The following is a 26,584-nucleotide window of genomic DNA, read 5'->3' on the forward strand; positions in this document are numbered from 1 at the left end:
GCTGCGCAGCAGCCCCTTGGGTTTTCAGGGCTGCTGCGCAGCCCAACGCGGGACAAGCCCGCTCGCCACAACTCTCTATCGTTTCCCTCAGGATTGGGTACAACGAGCAATGTTGCGCTTGAGCTCGGCCTGCGATGGGGCCAGGCCTGCCTACTTGAGGCTTGGGTCGATGACCATCACCAGCTTGCCCGAGACCTGGTTGCTTTCGAGCGCAGCATACGCTGCCTGGGCGAACTCCACTGGGTAGGTGTCGACCAATTGCGGCGACAGGCGCCCTTCGCTGAACAGCGGCCATACCTGCACAGCCAGCTCGCGCAGCAACTCGGCCTTGAAGCTATCGTCCCGGTTGCGCAAAGTCGAACCGGTGATCTCCAGGCGCTTGCCAAGCACCACGCCAAGGTCCAACTCGACCTTGCGCCCGCCCATCAGGCCAATGATCACCCAGCGCCCGTCACGCGACAGCACCTCCAGGTTGAGCGCACCATAACTGGCCCCCACCGGGTCCAGCACCACGTCAAACGGGCCCAGGCCTTTGAGGTCGTCGAGGTTCTCGTTGCGCACCACCCCGCCTGCGGCCCCAAGCGCCTCGCAGTAAGCCAGGCGCTCCTTGGAACCGACGCTGACCCACACCGGGCTACCAAACGCCTTGCACAGCTGGATGGCCGCCGAGCCCACACCGCTGGCGCCGGCATGCACCAGCACCTTCTCGCCCGGTTTCAGTGCGCCGAGCTGGAAGATGTTCAACCACGCCGTGGCATACACCTCCGGCAGCGCCGCCGCTTCGTGCAGGCTCAGGCCTTCAGGCACCGGCAGCACATGACGTGCATCGACCACCACCTCTTGCGCCATGGCGCCGCTGGCCAGCAGCGCGCACACCCGGTCGCCAACGCGCCAGGCAACGCCTGCGCCGACTTCCTCGATCACCCCGGCGCACTCCAGCCCCATATAAGGGCTGGCACCAGGGGGTGGGGGGTATAGCCCGGCCTTTTGCAGCAGGTCGGCGCGGTTCAACCCGGCAGCCGCCACTCGAATGCGTACCTGCCCTGCGTCGCAAGCCGGACGTTCGGCTTCGACCCAGCTCACATGTCCTTCAACGCCTTGCAATGCCTTCACAGTGCCTCCATAGTTGAGTCATGACTGAGCCTGGGGAACGCTTGCCCCAGGCTTTTTGCAGTATTTGGCCGGCTTCATGGAACCGGCGAAGGAAAAGACGGCCTACTATGCGTGATCAATTGCCCACACGTCGAATCAGCATGAAGCATCTAACTACCAGCCTCGCCCTTGTAATCGGGCTTGGCAGCCTCACGCTCGGCGGCACTGCGGCCGCCGCCAACAAGTGGGACAGTCTGCAACCGGACCGTGACGAAATCGTCGCCAGCCTGAACGTGGTCGAGCTGCTCAAGCGCCACCACTACAGCAAGCCGCCCCTGGATGACGCCCGCTCGGTGATCATCTACGACAGCTATATCAAGTTGCTCGACCCCTCGCGCAGCTACTTCACCGCCGCCGACATCGCCGAGTTCGACAAGTGGAAGACGCAGTTCGACGACTTCCTCAAAAGCGGCAACCTCGACCCCGGCTTCACCATCTACAAGCGCTACCTGGACCGTGTGAAACAGCGTCTGGACTTCGCCCTGGCAGAGCTTGCCAAAGGCGCGGACAAGATCGACTTCACCGTCAAGGAAGACCTGCTGGTCGACCGCAAGGACGCCCCGTGGCTGAAGAACCAGGCCGAGCTGGACGAGCTGTGGCGCAAACGCGTCAAGGATGAAGTGCTGCGTCAGAAAATTTCCGGCAAGGATCCCAAGCAGATCCAGGAAACCCTGACCAAGCGCTACAAGAACCAACTGGCGCGCCTGAACCAGACCCGCGCCGAAGATATCTTCCAGGCGTACATCAACACCTTCGCCCAGTCCTACGACCCGCACACCAATTACCTGTCGCCGGATAACGCCGAAAACTTCGACATCAACATGAGCCTGTCGCTCGAAGGCATTGGTGCTGTGCTGCAAAGCGACAATGACCAGGTCAAGATCGTACGTCTGGTGCCGGCAGGCCCTGCGGCCAAGACCAAGCAGGTGGCACCGGCCGACAAGATCATCGGCGTTGCCCAGGGCAACAAAGAGATGGTCGATGTGGTCGGCTGGCGCCTGGATGAAGTGGTCAAGCTGATCCGTGGCCCGAAAGGCTCGGTGGTGCGCCTTGAGGTGATCCCGGCCAGCAATGCGCCGAGCGACCAGACCAGCAAGATCGTCTCGATCACCCGCGAGGCCGTGAAGCTTGAAGAGCAGGCGGCGAAAAAGTCGGTGCTCAAGCTCAAGCAGGATGGCCGCGACTACAAGCTCGGCATCATCGAGATTCCGGCCTTCTACCTGGACTTCAAGGCCTATCGCGCCGGTGACCCGGACTACAAGAGCACCACGCGCGACGTGAAGAAGCTGCTGACCGAGCTGCAGAAGGAAAAGGTCGACGGCGTGGTCATCGACCTGCGCAACAACGGCGGTGGCTCGCTGCAGGAAGCCACCGAACTGACCAGCCTGTTTATCGAGAAAGGCCCGACGGTGCTGGTACGCAACGCCGACGGCCGCGTCGATGTGCTCGAGGATGAAAACCCCGGCGCGTTCTACAAAGGCCCGTTGGCACTGTTGGTAAACCGCCTGTCGGCGTCGGCGTCGGAGATTTTTGCCGGCGCCATGCAGGACTACCACCGCGGCCTGATCATCGGCGGCCAGACCTTCGGCAAAGGCACCGTGCAGACCATCCAGCCGCTCAACCACGGCGAGCTCAAGCTGACCCTGGCCAAGTTCTACCGGGTTTCCGGGCAGAGCACCCAGCACCAGGGCGTACTGCCGGATATCGACTACCCGTCGATCATCGACACCAAGGAAATCGGCGAGAGCGCCCTGCCCGAGGCCATGCCTTGGGACACCATCCGCCCGGTGGTCAAGCCTGCGGTCGACCCGTTCAAGCCGTTCCTGGCCCAACTCAAGGCGCAGCATGATGCGCGTAGCGACAAAGACCCGGAGTTCGCCTATATCCGCGATCGCCTGGCACTGACGCAAAAGCTGATGAACGAAAAGACCGTCAGCCTCAACGAGCAGGTTCGCCGCGCTCGCCACGACGAGATCGAAGCCAAGCAGTTGGCGCTTGAGAACGTACGGCGCAAGGCCAAGGGCGAAGAGCCGCTCAAGGAGCTGAAGAAAGAAGACGAGGACGCGCTGCCAGCCGAGCCTGACGATACCAAACCGGAAGACGACGCGTACCTGTCCGAAACCGGGCGTATCCTGCTCGATTACTTGAGCTTGAGCACGTCGGTGGCCAAGCACTGAGCCGTTCACATACGTCAGGGCAGCGTAGTGTGACCTGTTATCAAACAGTCATCGCGCTGTCGTGAAACAGAAGGGCCGGACATGCCAATGTCCGGCCCTTTTTCATTCAGTAAAGCAGCAGAGAACTGGGCAGCGTGGGAGCGGGCTTGCCCCGCGATGAAGCCGGTCAGGCCTCTTCCGGGTAACGGTATTCGAACACCCGCACCACCTCAGAAGCATGCCATGACGCCGCCTCCATGCCATCTACCGGCCCGGAAAACCGCCCCAGCCGCTCCACGCATTCGAAAAAGCCGGTACGCGGAAGGCGGCTGGCACCTTGGCTGATCACCAGCGAGCTGCGCAGCGGCTGCTCGGCGCGGGCATCAAGCACAGCCAAGTATTCCAACGCAGCGGTTAGCGTCTGCATCGCCGGGCTAGGCAATTGCAGGCGCTCAAGCAGCGCGCGGTAGGTGAGCAGGTGGCGTTGACGGCGGGCCAGGTCAAGCTCGGTCAGCAGGCTTTCCCATTGCTGGCGGCTGATCCTGACCTGACTCATGACGGATCGCTCCAGCCACCCACCCCCAAATGCCAGGCCAGGGCGCGCAAGATCGCCGCATCCGGGCGGCGCTCGCCTGATTCGATCATGGCCAGGTACGCAGGGCTGATGCCCACATTGCGCGCCAGCAACTCCGGCGCTACGCCTTTGGCTGTGCGCAATGCCTGGAGCTCACTCAACGCATGCAGGCTTGGGCTTGCCGGGCTTTGAGCTTGCTCGGCGGCGCCAGGCGCACTGGCCGGCGCCTGCCCTGCTGCTGCCAGAAGGGCCTGATACTGCTCCCAGGGAACCACTGCGTACTCGGGCTGACCGTCCCGGGTTATGACCTGAATACCCATACAACCCCCTTAACTTCGGACTACGGCATGTAATCCCTAGGCATAACGCTTATGCCAATTATATTACCAACCTCGGGGGTTCGCCGGGAATCAATGCCCAAGGCGCTCCAGACGTAGCGCTTCGGGGCTGTCGGGCAGGCGCTCGACCACGCGAAGCTTCTCCGGCGCCTGGCTGCTGCGCCAATCCTTGAAGCGGGCCAGCTCATCGGCAACGGTCTTGAGCACCCAGCCCAACACGGCAATGTCATCGAGAAAACCAACGCCCAGCAGCCAGTCGGGGATCGCGTCCAGCGGGCTTACGAAATACAGCAGGCCGGCAACGATGGTCACCAGTGCCTTGGGGCTGATGGCGCGGTACTCACCCCGCCACCAGGCCAGGCAGAGCGCCTGCATCAGCCGCAGGTCCTCGCGCAACTGCCCAAGCTTGGGGCCTTTGCGCGCCACCGCGAACAGCAAGGCAGGCAAGCGGCCACGGCTGAGCAGGCGCTCGGCAAGGGGGAGAAAGCGGGTGAAATTCCAGGGAGCGCTCATGCAACCTCCAGAGGAGCCGGTAGGTTATCCACAATTATTGTGGATAACCTTGTGAACAGGACCGTGTTTTGGCCCATATCGCGCCCGCCCGGCAAGGGCCGGGCACGGATCGGGCATTTTTTACACAGTCGTTTCAGAGCCGCAAACGTTTTGCGACAGGGAAGGCGTTGACGGTGCTACATGCACATTGCTTGCGACAGTGAATGACGGCTGCGGTTCGCGTCAAGCCGTGCACAAATGAAAACGCCCCGTCGAAACGGGGCGTTTTATGCAGCAGACGGCTACCTTATTGCGCAGGTGCCTGTTCTGCGTCCTGCTGGGCCGGGTCTTTGATGCCCAGCAGTTCGAGGTCGAACACCAGCACCGAGTTGGCTGGGATCAACGGGCTTGGGCTTTGCGCGCCGTAGGCCAGCTCAGCCGGGATGTACAGCTTGTACTTCTCGCCAACGTGCATCAGTTGCAGGCCTTCAACCCAGCCTGGAATGACGCCGCTGACCGGCAGGTCGATCGGGCTGCCGCGCTCGACGGAGCTGTCGAACACCTTGCCATCGATCAGCTTGCCTTCGTAGTGGACGGTAACCACGTCAGTCGGCTTAGGCTGTGGGCCGTCGGCTTTCTTGACCACTTCGTACTGCAGGCCGGAGGCGGTGGTGACCACGCCTGCCTTCTTGCCGTTCTCTTCAAGGAATTTCTTGCCGGAAGCAGAGGCTTCTTCGCTGGCTTTGGCCAGGCGTTCTTCGGCGCGCTTCTGCAGGGCGGTGAAGGCTTCGACCAGTTCGTCGTCCTTCAGGCGCTGCTCTTTCTTGCCGACGGCGTCTTCGATGCCCTGGGCGACAGCTTTCGAATCCAGGTCGTCCATGCCTTCCTGAGCCAGGCTCTTGCCCATGTTCAGACCGATGCCGTAGGAGGCTTTCTGGGCCGGGGTCTTCAGCTCGACGCTGCTGGTCTGGGCGTCACAGCCCGCCAGCACCAGACTTACCAGGGCAACCGCGGCCGCCAGACGATGTTGTTTCATGCTGATTCCTTGTTCATGCGCCATAAGGGCAAATCAGGGTAAAGCCGCGAGCTTAGCAGGCGGTCGGGACCAATGGCTACCGGCATAAGAGCCAGTTGACGGCAGATAGTTCCTACGTGAAAGCTTGTTCATGAGAGGCGCAGGATTGCGGGTTGCCAAGCGGGGTGCCTGGAGGGCGGCCCGTTGGCTTATGGATAATCCCCCGCCCGGTAAAGCTCCGCCACTTCGCGCAGCACCTCGCACACCCACTGCGCCGGCAGGCTCTGCGCCAACCCTGCGTTGCGGCTGATGCCCACCGAGCCGCCCGGCTCGCGCACACCGATGTCCAGCTCCGCCAGCTCGCCACAGCCAAGGTCGATCAGCACCGCATCCCGCGGCGCCACCCACACGGCATCACTGCCCAGCAGATAGCGCCGGCTCAAGGCCAGCGAAAGCGTTTCCAGCCGCTGCGCAGGCATCTGCATGCCGGCCTGCACGAACAGGCTGTCGGCATGCTGGCGGATGGTCGTGCCGGACGGCGGCAGCACCAGTGGATACCGCCCCACCAGCGCCCGCTCGACAGGCTGACGCGCCAGCAGCGGGTGCCCCGGGCGCACCACCAGCGCCATCGACTCACTGTACAGGTGCTCGAACGACAACCCCTGAATCTGCGGGCTGTCGGTCATGCGCCCGACCACCAGTTCCAACTCGCCCAGGTGCAACTGGCCAAGCAACTGCGCACTGACCCCGGTGACCACGCTGATCACCAGTGCCTCATGGCGCTGATGCAAGCGGCACAGCACCTCGGGCATCAGCAGCCCTTCCACCGTCGACAGCACGCCAATGCGCACCTGCGATGGCGCCCGCGCCTCGCCGCGTACGCTGCCCACGCCATCGCGCAGGGCCTGCACGCTGGGGCCGGCATAACGCATGAACAGGCTGCCGGCCGGGGTCAGTTGGACACCTTGCCGGGTGCGCTCGAACAGCCGCGTTTCCAGCAGCGCTTCGAGCTCTTTGAGGGTTTTGGAGATGGCCGGCTGGCTGATCGCGAGCACGTCGGCAGCCCTGGCCAGGCTGCCCTGACGGGCGATTTCCAGGAAGCACAACAGGTGGCGGAACTTGATGCGGGTATCGAGGTTCATGCCCGGCAGTTTATCCGTGCGCGTCAGCCCTGCAAGCAGGGGTTTGCAGGGTGATCGCCTGCGGCGTGTCCGGGTCGCGCTGCTGGCGCCGAAACTGGCCCGGTGGCAGGCCGTGAATCTGCCGGAAACGCCGGCTGAAATACGCCTCGTCAGCAAACCCGCACAAACGCGCCACCTCCCCCACCGGGCGACTGCCATTGAGCAGGTAATTGCGCGCCGCATGCATACGCCGCTCAAGCACCAGTTCGCTGAAGGTCTTACCCACCTCCTTGCGCAGCCAGTGGGTCAGGTAGCTGGGCGCAAGGTAAGTGGCCGCAGCCACCTTGGGCAGGTTCAGGTCGGGGTCGTCGATGTGCCTGCGCAGGTAGTCGCTCATCCGCCCAAGGGCGGCACGCCGGCTCTGTTCGGCGGCGTTGCTCTCGGCCAATTGGCGCAGGGGTTCGGCGTAGTGGCTGCAAACCGTGCCGATCAGTTGCAACAGCAGGCCCTTGAGCATCTCGCGGCTGCCGAAGCCGCGGTTGGCGTCCAGTTCGCGCATCTGCTCCACAATCCCCATCACCTTGGCGAACTGCTGCTCGTCGAGGTGGTAGTCCAGGTGCTCCTGAAAACGGAACGGCGACAGCTCCGGGGCCAGTTGGATCGATACGTCCTCAAGGTCCATCGGGTCGCAGTCCAAGTGCGGCAGCAGGAAGGTCTGGGAGAAGTTGATCACCACGAAATCACTGGCCGGCGGGTGCGGGATCACATGCACACGGTGCGGCAGGATGAACGCCAGGGTGCGCCGGGTGAACGGGCGCTGCGCGGCGCCAATGTGCTGCTGGGTGTCGCCACCGAGGTTGATCTGGATCTGGAAATACTCGTGCCGATGAGGCGCGGTTTCAGCAGGTCGGCCACGCGCATCACGGATGTGAAAATCCATCAGCTCGCTGCGCTGCTGCATGACGTAGGTGGGCACCGGAAGCTTGGGCGGCATGGTGGAGGGCTCCTTTGTTCTTGTGCCGGGCTTGCCCTGCAATTCTGCCCCTGTCATCGGAATCATCGCAAGAAGTTGTACGACGTCGAAACTCCACGAGAGACGTTGCATTTCAAAAACCACCGTGCGCCATTTCCCACCAAAGCCTTGAAAACCGGGGCTAAAAGCCAAAGCCAAGCGTGAAACCCCGTTCGGCCGATTTCTTGGACAAACCCGAACTCCCCCTCAAACAGCAGCAAAAACGGTCTAAAAACCCCGTTGATCCAAACCAGTTGTACGACCACTCTAGCCACGGACTGCAGCCCAACCTCTCCAAAAACAACAAACGAGGTCGACTCAATGTCGAGCACGCCAAACTCCCGTACCGCGTCGGCGCCGTTCGCGCTGGACGCCGCGCCCGCCCACCGTCTGCCCACCCGGCGCCGGTGGTTCATGCTCGCCCTGTTGCTGGTGGCGACCATCATCAACTACGTCGACCGGGTCAATATTTCCATCGCCGCACCCTTCATGGCCAAGGACCTGGGCCTGGATAAAGTGGAGATGGGCCTGATCTTCTCGGCCTTCGCCTGGACCTACGCCCTGGCATTGGTGCCGGCCGGTTTCATCGCCGACCGCTTTGGTTCACGCCTGACCTACGGCGTGTCGCTGATCAGTTGGTCGGCGGTTACCGTCGCCCAAGGTCTGGCCACCGGCTTTGCTTCGCTGTTCGGCCTGCGCCTGGCCGTCGGTGCCATGGAAGCGCCGGCGTTTCCGGCCAACAGCCGTGCGGTCACCGTGTGGTTCCCCGCCCGCGAACGCGGCATGGCCAGCAGTATCTATGTGTGCGGGCAGTACCTGGGCACGGCGCTGTTCACCGGCGCCCTGCTGTGGCTGGCGACCACCTACGACTGGCGCCACGTGTTCTACAGCACCGGCATCGTCGGCATCGTGTTCGGTGTGGTGTGGCTGTTCCTGTACCGCGACCCGCTGAGCTGCAAGAAGGTCAGCAAGGAAGAACTGGCGTACATCGAAGACGGCGGCGGGCTGGTCAAGAGCAGCCAGCAACGCACCCGCTTCGACTGGCGCCAGGTCGCCGAGCTGTTCCGCTACCGGCAAATCTGGGCGATCTGCCTGGGCAAGTTCGCCAGCACCTCGGCGCTGTACTTCTTCCTGACCTGGTTCCCCACCTACCTGATCGAGGAACGCCAACTCACCCTGATCAAGGTCGGCGTGTTCGCGGTCATGCCGTTCATTGGTGCCACGGTGGGCATCCTGCTCGCCGGCATTGTTTCGGACCTGCTGATCCGCAAGGGCTACTCGCTGTCGTTCGCACGCAAATTGCCGCTGGTGGTGGGGTCGATGCTGGGCATGTCGATCGTGCTGGTGAACTTCACCGACTCCAACGTGCTGTGCATTGCCGTGCTCACCCTGGCCTTCTTCGCCCAAGGCATCGCCTCGTCGTCGTGGGCAGCGGTTTCGGAAGTGGCGCCCAAGGAACTGATCGGCCTGACCGGTGGCGTGACCAGCCTGGCAGCCAATATCGGCGGCATCGTCACGCCCATCGTGATCGGCGCCATCGTGCATGCCAGTGGCTCGTTCGCCATGGCGTTCTGGTTCATCGGCGGTGTGGCGCTGATGGGCACGCTTTCCTACTCGTTGCTGCTGGGCAAGCTGTACCGGATCGAGCTCAAGACCGCCGCCTGAGCCAGCGAAAGACCCCGGATTTGTCCAACACCACCCCGCTTTCGTCCAACTTCCAGCGGCCAGCGCTGATTACGCTGGCCACTCGCAACCAGAGGATTCACCCCATGACGTACCTCTTCAGCCCACCTGCCGTGGTCAGCCTGCCCATCCAGGGCACTGACGCACGCTTCCCGGTAGGCCGGGTGTTCTGCCTGGGCCGCAACTACCCGTGGCCACAGGCGAGCGACCCAGCGCCGAGCGAGCCGGTGTTCTTCATGAAGCCTGCCTGCAACGTGGTCGAGGCCAAGGGCGAGCTGCCCTTCGCACCGGCCACCGACGAGTTCTGCCACGAGATCGAACTGGTGGTGGCGATTGGCAAAGGCGGCGCCAACATCGACCCAGCCCATGCCCTGGAGCACGTGTACGGCTACGCCGCAGGCCTGGACCTGACCCGCCGCGACCACCAGCGCCTGGCCAAGCAGCAGGGCCTGCCGTGGGAAGGCGCCAAGGTGTTCGAAGCCGCTGCGCCGATGACCGCCATCGTGCAGGCCAGTTGGCCGCTGGATGCCGAGCTGTGGCTCAAGGTCAACGGCCAGGAGCGCCAGCGCGCTCACCTGTCGCAACAGACCTGGCCGCTGGATGAAGTCATCGCGCGCCTGTCGCGCCTGCTGCCGCTGCGCCCTGGCGACCTGATCATGACCGGCAGCCCGCCCGGCGTCGCCACGCTGGAGCCGGGCGATGTGATCCACGCCGGCATCGACGGTATCGCCGAACTGACCCTGCAGGTGGGCCCGCGCCCCGCCTCCCAAGCCGCCTGACACCGGAGCCGCACATGCCACACGCACCCACCAAGAAAATCGCCCTGGTCACCGGCGCCGGCAGCGGCATCGGCCGCGCCGTCGCGCTGGCGCTGCTCGAAGACGGCTTCAGCCTGGTGCTCGCCGGGCGCCGCGCCGAGCCGTTGCAAGCGATGGTCGAACAGGCCCGCGCCGCAGGCCACGAGGCCATGGCCGTGCCGACCGATGTGCGCGACGAGCACAGCGTCGCAGCCCTGTTTGCCGCCATCGAAGAGGTGCACGGGCGCCTTGACCTGATCTTCAACAACGCTGGCATCAACGCCCCAGCGGTGCCCATCGACGAGCTGCCACTGGAAAACTGGCGCAATGTGGTCGCGACCAACATCGATGGTGTGTTCCTCTGCGCCCGCGCAGCCTTCGGCCTGATGCGCCGCCAGCAGCCGCAAGGTGGTCGCATCATCAACAACGGCTCGATCTCGGCACACACCCCGCGCCCGTTCACCGCCCCCTACACCGCCAGCAAGCACGCGGTGCTGGGCCTGACCAAGGCCCTGGCGCTGGATGGCCGGCCTTATCAGATTGTCTGCAGCCAGGTGGACATCGGCAACGCCCTGACCGAACTGTCCGAGCGCATGACCCGGGGCGTGCGCCAGGCCAACGGCGATATCGCCCCCGAACCCATGGTCGATGTGCGCCACGTGGCCGATGCGGTGCGCTACATCGCCGCGCTGCCGCTTGAGGCGAACGTGCTGAACATGACCGTGATGGCCAGCAACATGCCCTTCGTTGGCCGTGGCTGAAAACTTTCGGGGAGCGCAGCCCTAAGGGCTCGGCGATCGCCTACACCCTGATCATTGTTCCTGGAGTGCCCCATGAAACCTGAAGTCCTGCAACTGAGCGCAATCCTGATCCCGCAGATCCGCGAGCGCCTGGAAACCCTGTTCACGGTCCATCGCCTGTTCGAGCAAAGCGACAAGGACGCCTGGCTGGAGGCCAACGGCGCCCGCATCCGCGGGGTCATCACCGGCGGCCACACCGGCATCACCCAGGCGGTGATGGCGCGTCTGCCCAACCTTGAAGTGATCGCGGTCAACGGTGTCGGCACCGATGCCGTCGACCTGGCCTACGCCCGCGACCGCGGCATCCCGGTCACCGCCACCATCGGCGCGCTGACCGAAGACGTCGCCGACCTTGCCATCGGCCTATTGATTGGCGTGGCCCGCGGCATCAGTACCGGCGACCGTTTCGTACGCGCCGGCCTCTGGGCCACCAGCCCTACCCCGCTGGCACCGCTGCCACTGGCGCGCCAGGTATCGGGCATGCGCGTGGGCATCGTCGGCATGGGCCGGGTGGGCCGCGCCGTGGCCCAGCGCGCTGCCGCGTTCGGCTGCCCGATCAGCTACACCGACCTGCACGCCCAGGACGTGCCCTACAGCTTCGAGGCCGATCTTGCGCAACTGGCCCACAACAGCGATGCGCTGATCCTCGCCGCTGCCGCCGACAAGGGTGAGGCGCTGATCACCCGCGACGTCCTCAAGGCGCTGGGCCGCGAGGGTTACCTGATCAACATCGCCCGCGGCAAACTGGTCGACGAGCCGGCCCTGCTGGCAGCGCTCGAAGCCGGCGAAATCGCCGGGGCCGCGCTGGATGTATTCGTCGACGAGCCGCGCGTACCCGAAGCGTTGTTCGCCCGTGAGGACGTGGTGCTGCAACCGCACCGCGCCAGCGCCACCGTGCAAACCCGCACGCGCATGGGCGAAATGGTGGTTGCCAGCCTGGTCGATGTGTTCGCCGGGCGCCAGCCGCAAGGGCTGGTGCAGTAGGCTCGAAGCCCCCAGCACCGGGCGATTCGGTGACCGCTGTCACTTGCCTGTCGCCCGGTGCTTGCAGGCTGCGCGGCGAAGCATTAGCGTGTTCGGCCTCGACGCATGGAGCAGCGCTATGGCCGCCTACCTGACCCAGGACCTGACCCTGGAGCTGGGCAATGAAACGCCCGAAGACACCAGCATGAACATGCTCGCCTTCCGCGAGCGTGGCACCAGCCTTGTAATCGCCCGCAGCCCGTTGCCTGCCGGGCAAACCCTCGAAAGCCTGTACCAGCAACAGCTTGAGCAGTTGCGCGAGCGCCTGGGCGCAGTGATCAGCGAGCCGCAGCCAGTCAGCGCCGGGGCTGCACAGAACATTCATGGGTTGGAAATCAGCCTGCAGTTCAAGCGCGGCGAAGTGGTCTCCTACCAGCGCCAGCTGGCCTACGCCCCTGCCGGGCAGGCCCGTTTCGTGGCGATCAGCTACAGCAAGGAAACCCCGCTGGAGCCCGCCGACCTGGCCCATTGGCAGGCCATCAAGGCCGGTTTGCAACTGAACTGACACGCCCGAAAGAGACGGCACATGGACGATAGCCTGCACGCCGCCCGCCTGGGCGACCTCATCCTGCACCCACCTTTGATGGCCGAACTGGTCAGCACCCTCACCGAGGCCGTGGTCTACGCCGCCGCTACGGCGGCGGTAGCTGCAGCCATTGGCGGCGCGGTGGTAGCGGTGGTCGGCACAGGCGGTGCGGCCACCGCGCTGACGCCACTGATCGCCGGCGCCCTGGTGGGTGCTGCGGCCATGTTGCCCGGCGGCGAAGACAAGAGCATTGGCGAGCAGATCAGCGGCTTCAGCGACTGGGTCGGCAATTCGATGTTCCCGCCTGAGCCTTATGGGGCGATCCAGACAGGTTCGGACAACACCCATATCAACGGGATACCGGCAGCGCGGGCGGCAGGTATCAGTACCGGCCCGGTTACCGCCGAGGCTCCCGAAGAGGAGCCCTCAATACTGGAGAACGTCGGCGCCTACGCCATGCTCGGGGCATCCATGATGCTGCCCATCATCGGTCTGGCCCAGGAAATAAACGGCATTTTCAACCCCCCGATCAGCCAGCCCGCAGACCCGGGAACACAGCCTGCAAACCACGACAAAGCACAGTGCAGCAAGCACCCTCCAATGCCAGAGCAGTTCGTGGCGCAAGGATCGGACAAAGTCTTCATCAATGGCCAACCAGCCGCCAGGGTAGGCGACAAGACTACCTGCGACGGCCCTATCGGCATGACCTTCTCACCGAACGTGCGTATTGGCGGCGGTACGCTGACAGTGCGGGATATCCGCGATGGCAAAAGCGCGCTGGCGAAGGCCATCGGCTTGGTCGCTGGTATGCTCATCGCTCGCCGCGGACGTGTGCGTGCACGCCCCGGCAAAGCCCCCAAGCCTGGTTCGAAAATCCCGCGCTGCAAAGGGAGGCCGGTGGTGGTGTCTACGGGCAGCAAGCTGCTCGACGGCCCTGAGGATCACGATTTCACCCTGCCGGGGCTGCTGCCAATCGAATGGACTCGGCGCTACGACAGCAATGATATGCGCACTGAGGGGCTGCTGGGCAAAGGCTGGAGCCTGCCCTATGAGGCTGAAGTCCAACGGGTGGAACACCCTCAGGGCGGAGATCTGTGGATCTACGTCGATGAGGAAGGTACCCGGCTGGAGCTAGGCCGGCTGCAGGTGGGCAGCGCGTTCGTCAGCTCGATGGACGGCCTGGCATTTTTTCAGCAGGACTCTGGCATTACTGTGGTTGAAGACATCTATAGCGGTCGCTATCAGGTGTTCAGCGTTGACCCGCTCAACAAGCGGCGTTCCCGACTGGTACAACTCGGCGACCGCAACCTCAATCGTCTTGACCTTTTGCATGATGTTTCGGGCCGCCTCCAATATCTGGTTGATACCTTCGGCCGAACGGTTGTCGAGCTGTGCTACGACGCTGTCCATCCTCGCCGAGTTGCGCAGGTCAGGCGGGTTTATCTGCGCCCAGGCAACGAGTTCGATGTGCTCAGCCACGAGCCTCTGGTCACTTACGGCTACACCGCAAGCGGGCAGCTCAGCGAAGTCACTGACCGAGAGGGGCGATGTGTCAGGCGTTTCAGTTACACCGCTGAAGGCTACATGGCCAGTCAGACACTGCCGGCTGGCGGAGTCTTCCATTACCAGTGGCAGCGCTACCCGGTACTTTCCAGGCCCGCCCACGGAGAAAGCCTCAGCAACACCTCGATGCCGACCTTGCTCGAGACCCAACCAGATCATGAATGGAGAGTGGTGCGTCACTGGGGAGGCACAGGCGAGGAATACCATTTCGAGTACGATATTGCTACCGGCCATACACAAGTCACCGACAGTTTGGGACGGATAGAGCACTTCCTTTGGGGCGCCCAGTACGAGCTTTACGCCTACACCGACCCCAACGGAGACTGTTGGCGAGAAACCATCGAGAACGGTCAGCTTGTCGAGACACAGGACCCGCTGGGTAACACCTGGCGTTATAGCTATGACTCGATCGGCCGGATGGTGGCCAGTGAAGACCCGCTGGGGCGCACTCACACCTACCTCTACACCGAGCACTGGTCCTTGCCAACCAGCGTGACCGATGGCGCTGGCCGAACTCGCAGATACCAGTACGACCGCAAAGGCAACCTGACCTGCGAAACAGACCCGTTGGGCAGGCAGACACGCTATCAGCACGACGCACATGGCCGCGTCATCCGTATCACCGACCCGCTGGGCAAAATACGGCACCTGCAATGGAACGACCATGGTCAACTGCTGGCCTATCGCGATTGCTCCGGGATGCAGACCACCTACCGCTATGACGCACGCGGAAATCTGAAGCAAACAACAGATGCGCAGGGGGCAGTGACCCACTTCGATCACGACGGGTGCGCGAACCCGATCTCCATCCAGCACCCAGATGGTCGAGTCGAGCGCTACGTGTTCGACAGCTCAGGCAAGCTATCCAGGCATATCGACCCGGCTGGCCAGGCTACTCAATGGCAGTACGACAGTTGCGGGCGCCTGGTCAGCCGCACCGATGCAATGGGTTTGACCGTTCGATACACCTACGATGCCTACGGGCGCATGCGCCAGTTGAGCAACGAAAACAATGAGCACTACCATTTTGAATGGGACGCCCTTGATCGGCTGGTCGCGCAACAAAATCTCGATGGCAGCGGAACCAGTTATCGCTACGCGGCCAACGGTGAGCTGACGCAGCTACGCCACCCTCGCCAGATAAACGGGGAACAGGCGGCGCAGATACAGCATTATTGCAGGGATGCAGCAGGCCGCCTGGCAAGCAAACGTACCGCCGACGGGCTGACCGAATACATCTATGATCACGCCGATAATCTGCTTTCAGTGCAATTCACCAGCCTGAAAGGCGAAGTGCAGCAGGTAGCTTTCAGCTACGACCCGCTGGATCGGATAATCAGCGAAACTGCCCAACTGGGTACACTGCAACTGGAGCGCGATGAACTCGGCAACTTGCAGACGGTGATCCTCGACGACCTGCGGCGGATCAACTACCTGTATTACGGTTCTGGCCATCTGCACCAGATCAACCTCGACGGGCGAGTCATCAGCGACTTCGAGCGCAACGACTTGCACGCCGAAGTTCTGCGCAGCCAGGGACAATTGGCTACTCGCACCCGCCATGATTTCGCCAATCGCATCGTGCAAAAGGCCATATACAACGCCGATGCCTCCAGCGCTTCGCTGGCGTTGTTGCAAAAAGACTACCAGTACGACGCGGGCGGGAACCTGGCCGCGGAGACACTGACGCCATTCCAGCCCTGCCCGCCAACCTCATCTGACAGGCTTTCGCAGTTGCCTGGCATGGCCGGCTTCACCTTGCCCTCGCAAACCACGCGGCGCTACGACCATGGGCCCACCGAGCGCCTGCATGCAGTCACATCCACCACCGCTGACAACCCAAGCCCGCGAGTGGAAATTCATGCCTATGACAAAGCTGGCAATCTGCTTGACGGTTATCAGGTCAATCGCACCGTAAGGCATGACCAGTTGCTCAGTCACGACGGCAAGCACTATCGCTATGACGGTTTTGGGCGCCTGGTCGAGAAGCGCAGCGCCAGCATGTTGACGCAGCGTTTCGAGTACGACGCAGAAGACCGCCTGACGCGGGTGCATCAACAGCGTGGCCCGATCAGCGAGAGGATCGAGTTCACCTACGACCCGCTCGGTCGCCGCACCAGCAAGACCCTTTATCGCGAAGGGGTCGCCCAAGCGCTCAGCCACACGCAGTTTCAATGGCAGGGGCTCCGCCTGTTGCAGGAGATTACTGATAGTCGGGCGAGTGTGTACGTGTACACCGATGCTTACGGCCATGAACCGTTGGCGCGCATCGATGGTTGTGCCGGCGAAGAACGCCTGCGGTACTTCCACACCAATGTGGCCGGCCTGCCTGAGCAGCTCAGCACAGAGGATGGCGAAATTGTCTGGCAGTGCCAGTACAGCGCTTGGGGCGCCCCGCTGGATGAGCGACACAGCACGGATGAGACCCAGCCGCAAAACCTACGCTACCAAGGGCAGTACCTGGACCGCGAGACGGGCCTGCACTACAACACGTTCCGCTACTTCGACCCGGACATCGGCCGCTTCACTCAGCCCGACCCGATAGGTTTAGCGGGCGGTACCAACCTCTATCGTTATGCGCCCAACGCATTGCTCTGGATCGATCCATTCGGCTGGATGCCATTCTGGAAGCCACTCAAGCACGATGGCATGGGGCATCACCCGTTTCCTCGCGGGCACGCCGATGACCATGGTTTCTCCGAACTCTCGAGCAAATGGGACTCACCCTCCTGGTACCCGAACGAGGTCGACGGCTCAGATAAAGTGCACGAGAATTTCCACAAGGCAATCGCCAAGGAGGGGGTACCGTTCTCGAGCAAGTTCAAAGGGACTACGGCAGACCTGCTGAGCAAGATCGACAAAGCGTATAAACCGTTCACTGAAAAGGGCTTCCTGAAGATTCCCCGGACTGGGCAAATTCTGGCCAAGGACGTGACCATTGGCGAAGCCTTCCGAAAAATCATCGGTTCCAGCAAAACACCAGGATGCGATCTATGAAGAACATCGCCAACATCACGCTGTACGCTCCCGGGATCGTGCTGTTCGACCCACACACCTTGCAGGCCTTCCTGCGCCGCATCGACTACCGCTCCAACGATGTATTTGATCTGTTCATCAATGATCAGGCGGTAGGCAACCAAGCCATCGTCGAGGGAGTGATCTTCCCCATCTACCAAATTCCAGATGATGACTATGCGGTATTCGTAGACGATGCTGGTGCCTTGGCCACAGGTGCCACCAGGCACCTCACCTACCACGGTGCACCGCTGCATATCACCTCAGGGGTACTGATTGTCGCCGACCTCGGGGCACTCATGGCTTGGGACCCGCAGTTCTTCACAAACTACCTCGCCAACTATGAGGACCGGCTGAAGAACAATGATTACCTTGAAGTTGCCCCAGGCAATTACCTGGTCGACATCAGTGGCTACAGCGGGCTAGGGGCGCCGCTGCATCCATTCGGCTACGGCCTGCACTTCAAGCCGGTGCAGCAATTGCCCGCAACCCTGCCCCGTGAAGATTTCGACTTCTCGCTGGAAAGCGCAATGCCCCACATGGGCTGATCGACGTGCAGTGCCAGGCTCTGTCTGAAGTGTATCTGCACTCGCCCGTACGGCGTTGAAACGGCGCTCGGAATGCTCATGTACTCCAATACAGTCGAGCACGACCCCGGCCGTGCCTTGCCCCGTCTCGCCTTGTCTGGCCTTCGCGCAGACACATTTCAGACAGACCCTAGCGCCGGGCAAGCTCCACCTGGCCGCCGCTGATCCGCGCTGCCCACACCGGCAGCGCCTGTTGCGGGTCCTCAAGGCAACGCCCGCTGTCCAGGCAGAAATGCTGTTTGTACAGCGGCGCGGCCACCACCAGCTCACCTTGTACCGAGCCAACCAAGCCACGCCCGATGATGTTGGCCCCTGAGCGCGGGTCGCGGTTGCCGACGGCAAACAGCTCACCGCCCTGCCCCGGCAGGTAGAACAGCGCCACCTGCTGGCCTTCGTGCCAGACCACCACCCCGGAATCGGCGACCAGATCAGCCGCAGTGCACACGGCTAGCCAGTTGCTTTGCGTCTTTACAGCAGCATTGGACAGGTTCATCACACAGCCTCCTCATGGGTCGGGATCAGGTGCAGCGCGCCGGCCGGGCGGCGTTGGCCGCGTTCGCGGACAAAATGCACGTCGGGGTCGGGGCGTTCGTCGTTGACGAAGGTGCGGAAACGCTTGAGTTTTTCCGGGTCGCTCAGGGCGTTGGCCCATTCGCATTCATACTGCTCGACTACGTGCTGCATCTGCGCTTCAAGCTCGGCAGCAATGCCGAGGCTGTCGTCCAGCACCACCTGCTTGAGGTAGTCCAGGCCGCCTTCGAGGTTCTCGCGCCATACCGAGGTGCGCTGCAGCTTGTCAGCGGTACGGATGTAGAACATCAGCACACGGTCGATCAGGCGCACCAGGGTTTCGTCGTCAAGGTCGGTGGCGAACAGCTCGGCGTGGCGCGGGCGCATACCGCCGTTGCCGCACACGTAGAGGTTCCAGCCCTTGTCGGTTGCAATCACGCCGATGTCTTTGCTTTGCGCTTCGGCGCATTCGCGGGTGCAGCCCGATACCGCGAACTTGAGCTTGTGCGGCGAGCGCAGGCCCTTGTAGCGGTCTTCCAGGCGCAGCGCCATGGCCACGCTGTCCTGCACGCCATAGCGGCACCAGGTGCTGCCGACGCAGGACTTTACCGTGCGGGTGGACTTGCCGTAGGCGTGGCCGGTTTCGAAGCCAGCCTCGATCAGCTCGCCCCAGATCAGCGGCAGCTCGTGCAACTGGGCGCCGAACAGGTCGATGCGCTGGCCGCCGGTGATCTTGGTGTAGAGGTCGTATTTTTTTGCCACCTGGCCGATGACGATAAGTTTTTCCGGGGTGATTTCGCCACCAGGAATGCGCGGCACCACTGAGTAGGTGCCGTTTTTCTGCATGTTGGCCATGAAGGTGTCGTTGGTGTCCTGCAGCGGCACCAGCGCCGGGTCCATGATCGGCTGGTTCCAGCACGAGGCCAGAATGTTGCCCACTGCCGGCTTGCACAGGTCACACCCAACATGGCCCTTGCCGTGGCGTTGCAGCAGGTCGGCGAAGGTGCGAATGCCCTCTACCCGCACCAGCGCGTAAAGCTCCTGGCGGGTGTAGGCGAAGTGCTCGCACAGGCTCTTGTCCACGGCCACCCCGCGGGCGCTGAGCTCGTGCTCGACCACCTGCTTGAGCAGCGCCGAGCAACCACCGCAACCACTGGCAGCCTTGGTGCAAGCCTTGACCGAACCCAGGTCTGCACAGCCGCCGTCGATGGCGGCGCACACCGCGCCCTTGCTGACGTTGTGGCACGAGCAAATGGTCGCGCTGTCGGGCAACGCATCGGCGCCAAGCGCTGGCGCCCCTGCGCCTTGCGGCAGAATCAACGCCGCAGGGTCGGCCGGCAGCTTGATGCCGTTCTGGGCGTACTGCAGCAGGGTGTCGTAATAGCTGTTGTCGCCCACCAGCACCGCACCAATCACGTGCTTGCCGCTGGCATCGACCACCAGGCGCCGGTACGAGGCGTTGGCTTCATCGATGAAGCGGTAGCTGCGCGCACCGGGCGTGGCACCATGGGCATCGCCGATGGAACCGACGTCGACGCCCAGCAGCTTGAGTTTGGTCGACATGTCGGCACCAGTGAACGCCGTGGCAGCCTCGCCCATCAGCAGCGCCGCAAGGTTACGGGCCATGGCATAGCCCGGCGCAACCAGGCCGAAAACGCTGCCGTTCCACGAGGCGCACTCGCCGATGGCGAAGATCTGCGGGTCGCTGCTGGTGCAGTGGTTGTCGATCACCACCCCGCCACGGGGGGCGACTTCCAGGCCGCAGGCACGGGCCAGGGCGTCCTGGGGGCGGATGCCGGCCGAGAACACCACAAGGTCGGTTTCCAGGTGTTCGCCGCCGTCGAAGTTCATGCGGTAGCGGTAGTGCTCGCCGGCGCTGATCGACTGGGTAGCGCGGGACAAGTGCACGCCCACGCCCAGCGCTTCGATCTGCGCTTTCAGGGCGGCGCCGCCATCGTTGTCGAGCTGCACCGGCATCAGCCGTGGGGCGAACTCCACCACGTGGGCTTGCAGGCCGAGGGATTTAAGCGCATTGGCCGCCTCCAGCCCCAGCAGCCCACCGCCGACCACCACGCCACGGCGCGCCGAGCTTGCGGCAGCGCGGATGGCGTCCAAGTCATCGAGGGTGCGGTAGACCAGGCGTGCATCACCCGCCGAACCTTCAATCGGTGGCACGAACGGGTAGGAACCGGTGGCCAGTACCAACTGCGCATAGCCGTAGCGGCCCTGGGCGGTGACCACTTCGCGGCGCTCGCGGTCGATTTCCCGCACCGCCTCGCCCAGGTGCAGGTGCACGCCGTTGTCGCCATAGAACGCCTGGTCGCACAGGGCCAGGGTTTCGGCGCAACTGCCGGCAAAGTATTCGGAGAGGTGCACACGGTCGTAGGCGCGCTGACGCTCTTCGCCGAACACATGCAGCTCGAAGCGCTCAAGCGCACCGCGTGCGACCAGTTGTTCGACACAGTGGTGGCCAACCATGCCGTTGCCGACAATGACCAGTCGTTCTCTGGGTGCGCCGTTCGCTGTTGCCTTCATAGCCGATCCTCGATCACGGAAAACAAAAAAGGCGCCTGGAGCTAAAGCTCCAGGCGCCTTTGCCTGTACTCATCAGTGTGTGCCCGTGGATGATCGCCGTTGATCAGCGGGGCTGTTGTGCAAAGGTCAAAGCAGGGACTGTGCCAAACCTTGCAAGCGCGGTCTCTGTAGGAGCGGCCTTGTGTCGCGAAAGGGGTGCGAAGCAGCCCCAGCCCTATGAGCGTGGTGCGCGTATCCTGGGGGCGCTTCGCCCCCCTTTCGCGACACAAGGCCGCTCCTACACCATCAAAGCAACTCCCACGCAGCCGTTGAACCAAGCCGAAAACGAACCAACCCAGTGCAACGCTCACCACTCTGGTGCACTCAATACACATCCCGGCGATAACGCTTGTCGCGCCCCAGCGCCTCGACATAAGCGCCCGCCGCAGCGTCATCCATGCCGCCATGCGCGGCCACCACCTGGCGCAGCGCGCTATCGACGTCCCTGGCCATGCGCTGGGCGTCGCCGCACACATACACCACCGCCCCCGCCTGCAACCACTGCCACAGCTCGGCGCCATGCTCTAGCAGGCGGTGCTGCACATAGATCTTCTCGGCCTGATCACGGGAAAACGCAGTGCTCAGCCGCAAGTGCCCACTGGCCTCCCAGGCCTGCACCTGGTCGCGGTAGTAGAAGTCGCAGGCGGCTTGCTGCTCGCCGAAAAACAGCCAGTTGCGCCCGCTGGCCCCGCGCACTTCACGCTCTTCGAGAAAACCGCGAAACGGCGCGATGCCTGTGCCGGGGCCGATCATGATGATCGGCGTGGCGTCGTCGTCAGGAAGATGAAAATGCTTGGAGGGCTGCGGAAAAATCGCCACATCAAGCGCACCGGCACGGTCGGCCAGGAACGTCGAGCACACCCCTTTGCGCTCGCCATAGCGCACTGTCGAGGTAGTCAGGTGCACCTGGCCTGGATGCGCAGCAGGGCTTGAGCTGATCGAATACAGGCGCGGCTGCAACGGTTTCAGCAGGTCCAGCCAGGTGTCCAGCGCCAGCCGCTGGGGGAAGGCGCGCAGCACATCGGCCAGTTGCCGGCCCCATAGCCAAGCCTTGAGTTCGCCAGGCTCAAGGCCCGCCAGGTCTGCGCTGGTTTGGCTGAACACGTCCAACTGCGCGGGCGTCACCCGAGTGATATCCAGATGGCGCGCCAATGCGTAGGCAAGCGTCATCGGCGGCTGGCCCTTGAGCTGCACCTGGGTGGCGCCATCGAGCTGCATCAGCGCCAGCACCTCATCGACCAGCGCCGGGCAGTTGCGCGGCCATACGCCCAAGGCATCGCCGGGCTGGTAGGTGAGGCCGCTGCCGCTGAGGTCGAACACGATCTGCCGGGTTTCCTTGCTGGAGCCGGGGCCGCTGAGCAGCCGATTTTCCAGCAGCGGAGCCCGCCATGGCTGTCGGCGGCTGTGGCCGTCAGCCAGCGGCGCGGCCTCGGCAAGTGGTTTAGCGCTGCCCAGCTGTACCAGCAGCCTGGCCAGCCAGTTGTCGAAGGCTTCGTCGAAGTCCGGTTCGCAATCGACCCGGTCCAGCAAGCGGTGGGCGCCGAGTTCGGCCAAGCGCTGGTCGAGCTTGCGCCCAAAGCCGCAAAACTGGCCGTAGCTCGAATCGCCAAGGGCCAGCACCGCATAGGGCAGCGCGGCGCAGTGCTGGCCCTGCTCGCCTTGCAGGGCGTGCCAGAACGCCGCGCCGCTGTCTGGGGCGTCGCCATCACCGAAGGTACTGGCGATCAGCAGCACGCTGGCGGCGCCCACCAACTGCTGGGGGCTCACCGCTTCCATGCAGCTCAGCTCAACGGCAAGCCCGGCGCTGCGCAAGCGCTCGGCGCAGCTTTGGGCCAACGCTTCGCCGTTGCCGGTCTGAGAAGCCCAGAGCACGCGGTGGCGCGGCGCTTGCGCAAGTGCAGGCTCGATTGGCGCTGCAAGGTCCAGCTCGACCGCCTCGATACGCTCCCCCGCCACACGTTCCAGCGCCACCGCGCAGTGCTTGAACGCCGGCTGCAACGAGGTGGGGTCCACCGCATCGCAGGTAACGGCGTTGATTGCCAGTTGCTCGCCATACAGGTCGTTCCAGTGGAACGGCGCAAAGCAGCTGCCGGGCAGTACCCGGTCGCTCAGCCTGGCCGGCAGCAGCGCCTGGCCACGCCGCGAGCGGATCGACACCTGGTCCTTGTTGGCGATGCCCAGGCGCTGGGCGTCGTCGGGGTGGATCTCGACAAAAGGCCCAGGGTCGAGCTTGTTCAGGCTCGCCACCTTGCCGGTCTTGGTCAGGGTGTGCCACTGGTGCTGCACACGCCCGGTGTTGAGCACGAACGGGAAGTCCGGGTCGGGCAGTTCGGCAGGTGGCAGCCAGGGCCTGGCGAAAAAGCGCGCCTTGCCGCTGGCGGTGGGGAACGCCAACGCAGGCACCTGGCCGTTGGCGCCGCGCAACAGCGGCTGGCTGATGCCATCGTTGCGGTAGCGCTGCGGGCTGCGGTGATCGGCCCGCCCCGGTGCGCTGGGCCACTGCTGCGGGCGCTCGCGCAGTTGGCGGTAGCCGATGCCGCGCAGGTCGTAGCCGGTGGCGGGGTTGCAGAAACGGCGGATTTCCTCGAATACCGACTCGGCATCGGGGTAGTCGAACGCATGCCCGTAGCCCATGGCGCAGGCGATGCGGGCGATGATGCGCCAGTCTTCCAGGCTCTGCCCCGGCGGCTCGACGGCGCGCGGCATCAGCGTCAGGTTACGCTCGCTGTTGATCATCACGCCCTCCCCTTCTGCCCACAGTGCAGCGGGCAGCAGAATGTCGGCGTAGCGGTTGCTTTCAGTGTCCAGAAACGCATCCTGGCTGATCACCAATTGCGCCTGGGCCAGGCCGTCGATCACCTGCTGGCGGTTGGCGACGCTGGCCACCGGGTTGCTGCAGATAATCCAGCAGGCTTTGACCTCACCGCTTTTCATCTGCTCGAACAGCGCCACCGTGCCTTCACCGCCTTCGCTGCGCAACGTGCCCGGCGCCAATTGCCACTGCTGCTCGACGAAGGCGCGGTCGGCGGCCACCTGCGCCGAGCGCTGCCCCGGCAGCCCGGGGCCCATGTAACCCATCTCGCGCCCGCCCATGGCGTTGGGCTGGCCGGTCAGCGAAAACGGCCCGCTGCCGGGGCGGCAGATGGCGCCGGTGGCCAGGTGCAGGTTGCACAATGCGTTGCTGTGCCAAGTGCCGTGGATGCTCTGGTTCAGGCCCATGGTCCAGCAGCTCATCCAGTCACCGGCCTCGCCGATCAGCCGCGCGGCCTGATGGATGGCGGCAGGCTCAAGGCCGGTGATGGCCGCCACGCGCTCGGGGGTGTAGTCGGCCAGAAACGCCGGCATCTGCGCCCAGTCTTCGGTGTGCTGGGTGATGAACGCCGGGTCGGTATGGCCGTTGACGTGCAACAGGTGCAGCAGGCCATTGAGCAGCGCCATGTCGGTGCCTGGGCGCAGTTGCAGGAACAGGTCGGCCTTGTCGGCAGTCGCACTACGCCGAGGGTCGACAACGATCAGCCGGGCGCCGGCCTTGAGCCGGTCGAGCAGGCGCAGAAAGAGGATCGGGTGACAGTCGGCCATATTCGCGCCGATCACCAGAAACACCTCGGCACGCTCGAAGTCCTGGTAGCTGCCGGGCGGGCCGTCGGCGCCCAGCGACTGCTTATAGCCGCTGCCGGCGCTGGCCATGCACAGGCGCGAGTTGGACTCGATGTGCCGGGTGCGGATGTAGCCCTTGGCCAGTTTGTTGGCCAGGTACTGCGCCTCCAGCGACATCTGCCCGGACACATACAGCGCCACGGCGTCGGCGCCATGCTGGTCGATGATCGCCCGCAGCCGCGCTGCCGCGTCTTCGATGGCGGCATCCATGCCGGTACGCACCGGCGGCGGCTGGCGCTGGCGGCGCACATAGGCGTGGGCCATGCGTCCGACCTCGAGCGGCACATGGGCAGTGAGGCCCTTGGTGCACAGCCGCCCGAAGTTGCTGGGGTGCTGCTTGTCGCCGCTAACCTTGACCACCCTGCCTTCGCGCACGCTCATGACAATGCCGCACCCTACGCCGCAATACGGGCAAACGCTGCGCACCTCGCTGCTGCTCATCGGCGATCTCCTGCTGATGAAACGCCAAAGGCGCCGGCTGCCGCGCCTGCACAAGCAAGCGAAGCAACACGGCGCCTTCGTCGTGATGAAAAAGCGGCCATCGACGTTGATGGCCTGGATGCAGGAGTCACAGCAAAAGCCGGGCCAGCCCAGAGGTGGGAGATTCCATGGTTCTGCGCAAGCCTGTGCTGGCCTCATCGCAGGCTGTCGCCAGCTCCCACAGAGACCGCGCACAGTCGCAATATTGAGGCATTGCCCAGCCCCTGTGCGAGCTGGCAACAGCCTGCGATGGGGCGCGCAGCGGCCCCAAAACTGCACACGCCCGCACCGGGGTGTGGCACAGCACATGCACAAGAGGATATGATCCGTATACGTTTCATATACAGGTACAACCCGCCATGGGCATCGTCAAGATCTGCGACACCCTCCACGAAGACCTGCGCGTGGCCAGCGCTGCCCTGTCGCGCTCGATCAACGCCCAGGCCGAGCACTGGATTCGCCTCGGCATGCTCGCCGAGCTGCACCCGCAAGCCACCTACCAGGACCTGCTGCGCCAGTTGCTGCGCCAGGAGCAAGCCAACCTCAAGGAACTGCTGCAATGAGCCAGGTCATTCTCAAGGACGCCGCGCAACTGGCCCTGATGCGCCGTGCCGGGCAGTTGCTGGCGCAGGTGTTCGAGCACCTGGACGGGTTCATCGGCCCAGGCGTGACCACCCTGCAGATCAATGACCGCGCCGAAGCGTTCATCGTCGAGCAGCTCAAGGCACGCCCGGCGAGCAAGGGCCAGTACGGCTTTCCCTATGCGCTGAATACCTCGGTCGACCACGTGGTCTGCCACGGCATGCCAAAGGTTGACGAGGTGCTCGCCGAAGGCTCGATCGTCAACGTCGACATCACCCTGGAGCAAGGCGGCTACATTGCAGACTCATCGAAGATGTACTGCATCGGCGCTATCAGCGAAGACGCTCGGCGGCTGGTCGACACCACCTATGAGGCGCTGTTCAAGGGCATCGCCCAGGTGCGCCCCGGCGCGACTCTGGGCGATATCGGCCACGCCATCCAGGCCCATGCCGAGGCCGCAGGCTACAGCGTGGTGCGTGAGTACTGCGGGCATGGCATCGGCCAGCAGATGCACGAAGCGCCCGAAGTGCTGCACTACGGCCAGCGTGGGTTGGGCCTGACCTTGCAGCCGGGGATGGTGTTTACCATCGAGCCGATGATCAACCAGGGCGGGCGCGGCACCCGCACCCTGCGCGACGGCTGGACGGTGATCACCCGCGACCATTGCCTGTCGGCGCAGTGGGAGCATACGGTGGCGGTGACCGAGAGCGGGTGCGAAGTGTTGACCTTGCGCGCCGAAGAACGGGCAAGGTGGGCTGAACCTGCCGAGTGATCCCGCAGTCGCAGCTGAGCGCGGTTTTCTGTAGGAGATCACCCAGCCCTTCCGGGCTGCGCTGTCGCGCAGAGAACAGGGCACCGTGGGAGCGGGCTTGCCCCGCGATGGCCTTCAACCCGCATTCGTACACCACGCGCCGCCACTGCCTGCAC

General features: G+C 63.8%; 20 protein-coding genes. 10 read left to right on the forward strand and 10 right to left on the reverse strand.

Features of this window, described 5'->3' with window-relative positions:
- Nucleotides 1-150 precede the first annotated feature (150 nt).
- On the reverse strand, nt 151-1,113 hold the full coding sequence (locus HU720_RS18035; RefSeq protein WP_186521338.1) for an NAD(P)H-quinone oxidoreductase: 963 nt from the start codon (nt 1,111-1,113) through the stop codon (nt 151-153).
- 107 nt (nt 1,114-1,220) lie between these two features.
- Between HU720_RS18035 and HU720_RS18040 the strand changes: the two genes are divergently transcribed.
- Nucleotides 1,221-3,329: a carboxy terminal-processing peptidase gene (locus HU720_RS18040; protein ID WP_186521340.1), complete on the forward strand. Its 2,109-nt coding sequence runs from the start codon at nt 1,221-1,223 to the stop codon at nt 3,327-3,329.
- Nucleotides 3,330-3,495: 166 nt separating this feature from the next.
- Here HU720_RS18040 and HU720_RS18045 read toward each other — a convergent pair whose 3' ends face one another.
- From HU720_RS18045 to HU720_RS18070, 6 genes are all read right to left on the reverse strand, one after another.
- Nucleotides 3,496-3,864 (reverse strand): hypothetical protein, encoded by a 369-nt coding sequence (locus HU720_RS18045; RefSeq protein WP_186521342.1) that lies wholly within the window; start codon nt 3,862-3,864, stop codon nt 3,496-3,498.
- Nucleotides 3,861-4,202 (reverse strand): helix-turn-helix transcriptional regulator, encoded by a 342-nt coding sequence (locus HU720_RS18050; RefSeq protein WP_186521344.1) that lies wholly within the window; start codon nt 4,200-4,202, stop codon nt 3,861-3,863. Before HU720_RS18050 ends, HU720_RS18045 begins: the two co-directional genes overlap by 4 nt.
- 90 nt (nt 4,203-4,292) lie before the next feature.
- Entirely contained in the window at nt 4,293-4,733 is a 441-nt protein-coding gene (locus tag HU720_RS18055) for a DUF1232 domain-containing protein (RefSeq protein ID WP_186521346.1), read from the reverse strand.
- Between the two features lie 286 nt (nt 4,734-5,019).
- A complete protein-coding gene (locus tag HU720_RS18060; RefSeq protein ID WP_186521348.1) occupies nt 5,020-5,748 on the reverse strand; it encodes an FKBP-type peptidyl-prolyl cis-trans isomerase in 729 nt (242 codons plus the stop codon).
- A 188-nt stretch (nt 5,749-5,936) separates the two neighbouring features.
- The gene (gene pcaQ, locus HU720_RS18065) at nt 5,937-6,869 is read right to left on the reverse strand and encodes a pca operon transcription factor PcaQ (RefSeq protein WP_186521350.1); all 933 of its coding nucleotides are present in this window, start codon (nt 6,867-6,869) and stop codon (nt 5,937-5,939) included.
- Nucleotides 6,870-6,879: 10 nt separating this feature from the next.
- Entirely contained in the window at nt 6,880-7,842 is a 963-nt protein-coding gene (locus HU720_RS18070; RefSeq protein WP_186521352.1) for an AraC family transcriptional regulator, read from the reverse strand.
- A 339-nt stretch (nt 7,843-8,181) separates the two neighbouring features.
- On the opposite strand from HU720_RS18070, the gene HU720_RS18075 reads away from it, so the two are divergent.
- The 7 genes from HU720_RS18075 to HU720_RS18105 all read left to right on the forward strand — a co-directional run bounded on the left by HU720_RS18075 (nt 8,182) and on the right by HU720_RS18105 (nt 17,815).
- A complete protein-coding gene (locus HU720_RS18075) occupies nt 8,182-9,525 on the forward strand; it encodes an MFS transporter (RefSeq protein ID WP_186521354.1) in 1,344 nt (447 codons plus the stop codon).
- A gap of 104 nt (nt 9,526-9,629) precedes the next feature.
- On the forward strand, nt 9,630-10,322 hold the full coding sequence (locus HU720_RS18080) for a fumarylacetoacetate hydrolase family protein (RefSeq protein ID WP_186521356.1): 693 nt from the start codon (nt 9,630-9,632) through the stop codon (nt 10,320-10,322).
- Between the two features lie 14 nt (nt 10,323-10,336).
- Nucleotides 10,337-11,101 (forward strand): SDR family oxidoreductase, encoded by a 765-nt coding sequence (locus HU720_RS18085; RefSeq protein ID WP_186521357.1) that lies wholly within the window; start codon nt 10,337-10,339, stop codon nt 11,099-11,101.
- 72 nt (nt 11,102-11,173) lie between these two features.
- Nucleotides 11,174-12,124, forward strand: coding sequence for a 2-hydroxyacid dehydrogenase (locus HU720_RS18090; RefSeq protein WP_186521358.1), 951 nt, complete (start codon nt 11,174-11,176; stop codon nt 12,122-12,124).
- Between the two features lie 118 nt (nt 12,125-12,242).
- Entirely contained in the window at nt 12,243-12,668 is a 426-nt protein-coding gene (locus HU720_RS18095; protein WP_186521359.1) for a DcrB-related protein, read from the forward strand.
- A 21-nt stretch (nt 12,669-12,689) separates the two neighbouring features.
- A complete protein-coding gene (locus tag HU720_RS18100) occupies nt 12,690-17,249 on the forward strand; it encodes an RHS repeat-associated core domain-containing protein (RefSeq protein WP_186521360.1) in 4,560 nt (1,519 codons plus the stop codon).
- A complete protein-coding gene (locus HU720_RS18105) occupies nt 17,246-17,815 on the forward strand; it encodes a hypothetical protein (RefSeq protein WP_186521361.1) in 570 nt (189 codons plus the stop codon). The genes HU720_RS18100 and HU720_RS18105 overlap by 4 nt, the downstream gene beginning before the upstream one ends.
- 169 nt (nt 17,816-17,984) lie before the next feature.
- On the opposite strand, the gene nirD is transcribed toward HU720_RS18105, so the two are convergent.
- The 3 genes from nirD to HU720_RS18120 form a co-directional block, all read right to left on the reverse strand.
- Nucleotides 17,985-18,347 (reverse strand): nitrite reductase small subunit NirD, encoded by a 363-nt coding sequence (nirD, locus tag HU720_RS18110; RefSeq protein WP_186521362.1) that lies wholly within the window; start codon nt 18,345-18,347, stop codon nt 17,985-17,987.
- Nucleotides 18,347-20,899, reverse strand: a complete 2,553-nt coding sequence (gene nirB, locus HU720_RS18115; RefSeq protein ID WP_186521364.1) for a nitrite reductase large subunit NirB — start codon at nt 20,897-20,899, stop codon at nt 18,347-18,349. Before nirB ends, nirD begins: the two co-directional genes overlap by 1 nt.
- Before the next feature lie 363 nt (nt 20,900-21,262).
- A complete protein-coding gene (locus HU720_RS18120) occupies nt 21,263-25,036 on the reverse strand; it encodes a bifunctional nitrate reductase/sulfite reductase flavoprotein subunit alpha (protein WP_186521366.1) in 3,774 nt (1,257 codons plus the stop codon).
- Nucleotides 25,037-25,434: 398 nt separating this feature from the next.
- Between HU720_RS18120 and HU720_RS18125 the strand changes: the two genes are divergently transcribed.
- Nucleotides 25,435-25,638, forward strand: a complete 204-nt coding sequence (locus HU720_RS18125; protein ID WP_186521367.1) for a ParD-like family protein — start codon at nt 25,435-25,437, stop codon at nt 25,636-25,638.
- Nucleotides 25,635-26,429: a type I methionyl aminopeptidase gene (gene map / locus HU720_RS18130; protein WP_186521368.1), complete on the forward strand. Its 795-nt coding sequence runs from the start codon at nt 25,635-25,637 to the stop codon at nt 26,427-26,429. Before HU720_RS18125 ends, map begins: the two co-directional genes overlap by 4 nt.
- Nucleotides 26,430-26,584 lie beyond the last annotated feature (155 nt).

It is taken from the genome of Pseudomonas sp. SWRI51 (genome assembly GCF_014268825.1).
GTDB lineage: Bacteria > Pseudomonadota > Gammaproteobacteria > Pseudomonadales > Pseudomonadaceae > Aquipseudomonas > Aquipseudomonas farsensis.

Excerpts from the sequence above, each read along its gene's own strand:
- HU720_RS18040 (WP_186521340.1), top strand. The coding sequence starts at position 1,221 with ATGCGTGATCAATTGCCCACACGTCGAATCAGCATGAAGCATCTAACT.
- HU720_RS18045 (WP_186521342.1), bottom strand. The coding sequence starts at position 3,864 with ATGAGTCAGGTCAGGATCAGCCGCCAGCAATGGGAAAGCCTGCTGACC.
- HU720_RS18050 (WP_186521344.1), bottom strand. The coding sequence starts at position 4,202 with ATGGGTATTCAGGTCATAACCCGGGACGGTCAGCCCGAGTACGCAGTG.
- HU720_RS18055 (WP_186521346.1), bottom strand. The coding sequence starts at position 4,733 with ATGAGCGCTCCCTGGAATTTCACCCGCTTTCTCCCCCTTGCCGAGCGC.
- HU720_RS18060 (WP_186521348.1), bottom strand. The coding sequence starts at position 5,748 with ATGAAACAACATCGTCTGGCGGCCGCGGTTGCCCTGGTAAGTCTGGTG.
- pcaQ (WP_186521350.1), bottom strand. The coding sequence starts at position 6,869 with ATGAACCTCGATACCCGCATCAAGTTCCGCCACCTGTTGTGCTTCCTG.
- HU720_RS18070 (WP_186521352.1), bottom strand. The coding sequence starts at position 7,842 with ATGCCGCCCAAGCTTCCGGTGCCCACCTACGTCATGCAGCAGCGCAGC.
- HU720_RS18075 (WP_186521354.1), top strand. The coding sequence starts at position 8,182 with ATGTCGAGCACGCCAAACTCCCGTACCGCGTCGGCGCCGTTCGCGCTG.
- HU720_RS18080 (WP_186521356.1), top strand. The coding sequence starts at position 9,630 with ATGACGTACCTCTTCAGCCCACCTGCCGTGGTCAGCCTGCCCATCCAG.
- HU720_RS18085 (WP_186521357.1), top strand. The coding sequence starts at position 10,337 with ATGCCACACGCACCCACCAAGAAAATCGCCCTGGTCACCGGCGCCGGC.
- HU720_RS18090 (WP_186521358.1), top strand. The coding sequence starts at position 11,174 with ATGAAACCTGAAGTCCTGCAACTGAGCGCAATCCTGATCCCGCAGATC.
- HU720_RS18095 (WP_186521359.1), top strand. The coding sequence starts at position 12,243 with ATGGCCGCCTACCTGACCCAGGACCTGACCCTGGAGCTGGGCAATGAA.
- HU720_RS18100 (WP_186521360.1), top strand. The coding sequence starts at position 12,690 with ATGGACGATAGCCTGCACGCCGCCCGCCTGGGCGACCTCATCCTGCAC.
- HU720_RS18105 (WP_186521361.1), top strand. The coding sequence starts at position 17,246 with ATGAAGAACATCGCCAACATCACGCTGTACGCTCCCGGGATCGTGCTG.
- nirD (WP_186521362.1), bottom strand. The coding sequence starts at position 18,347 with ATGAACCTGTCCAATGCTGCTGTAAAGACGCAAAGCAACTGGCTAGCC.
- nirB (WP_186521364.1), bottom strand. The coding sequence starts at position 20,899 with ATGAAGGCAACAGCGAACGGCGCACCCAGAGAACGACTGGTCATTGTC.
- HU720_RS18120 (WP_186521366.1), bottom strand. The coding sequence starts at position 25,036 with ATGAGCAGCAGCGAGGTGCGCAGCGTTTGCCCGTATTGCGGCGTAGGG.
- HU720_RS18125 (WP_186521367.1), top strand. The coding sequence starts at position 25,435 with ATGGGCATCGTCAAGATCTGCGACACCCTCCACGAAGACCTGCGCGTG.
- map (WP_186521368.1), top strand. The coding sequence starts at position 25,635 with ATGAGCCAGGTCATTCTCAAGGACGCCGCGCAACTGGCCCTGATGCGC.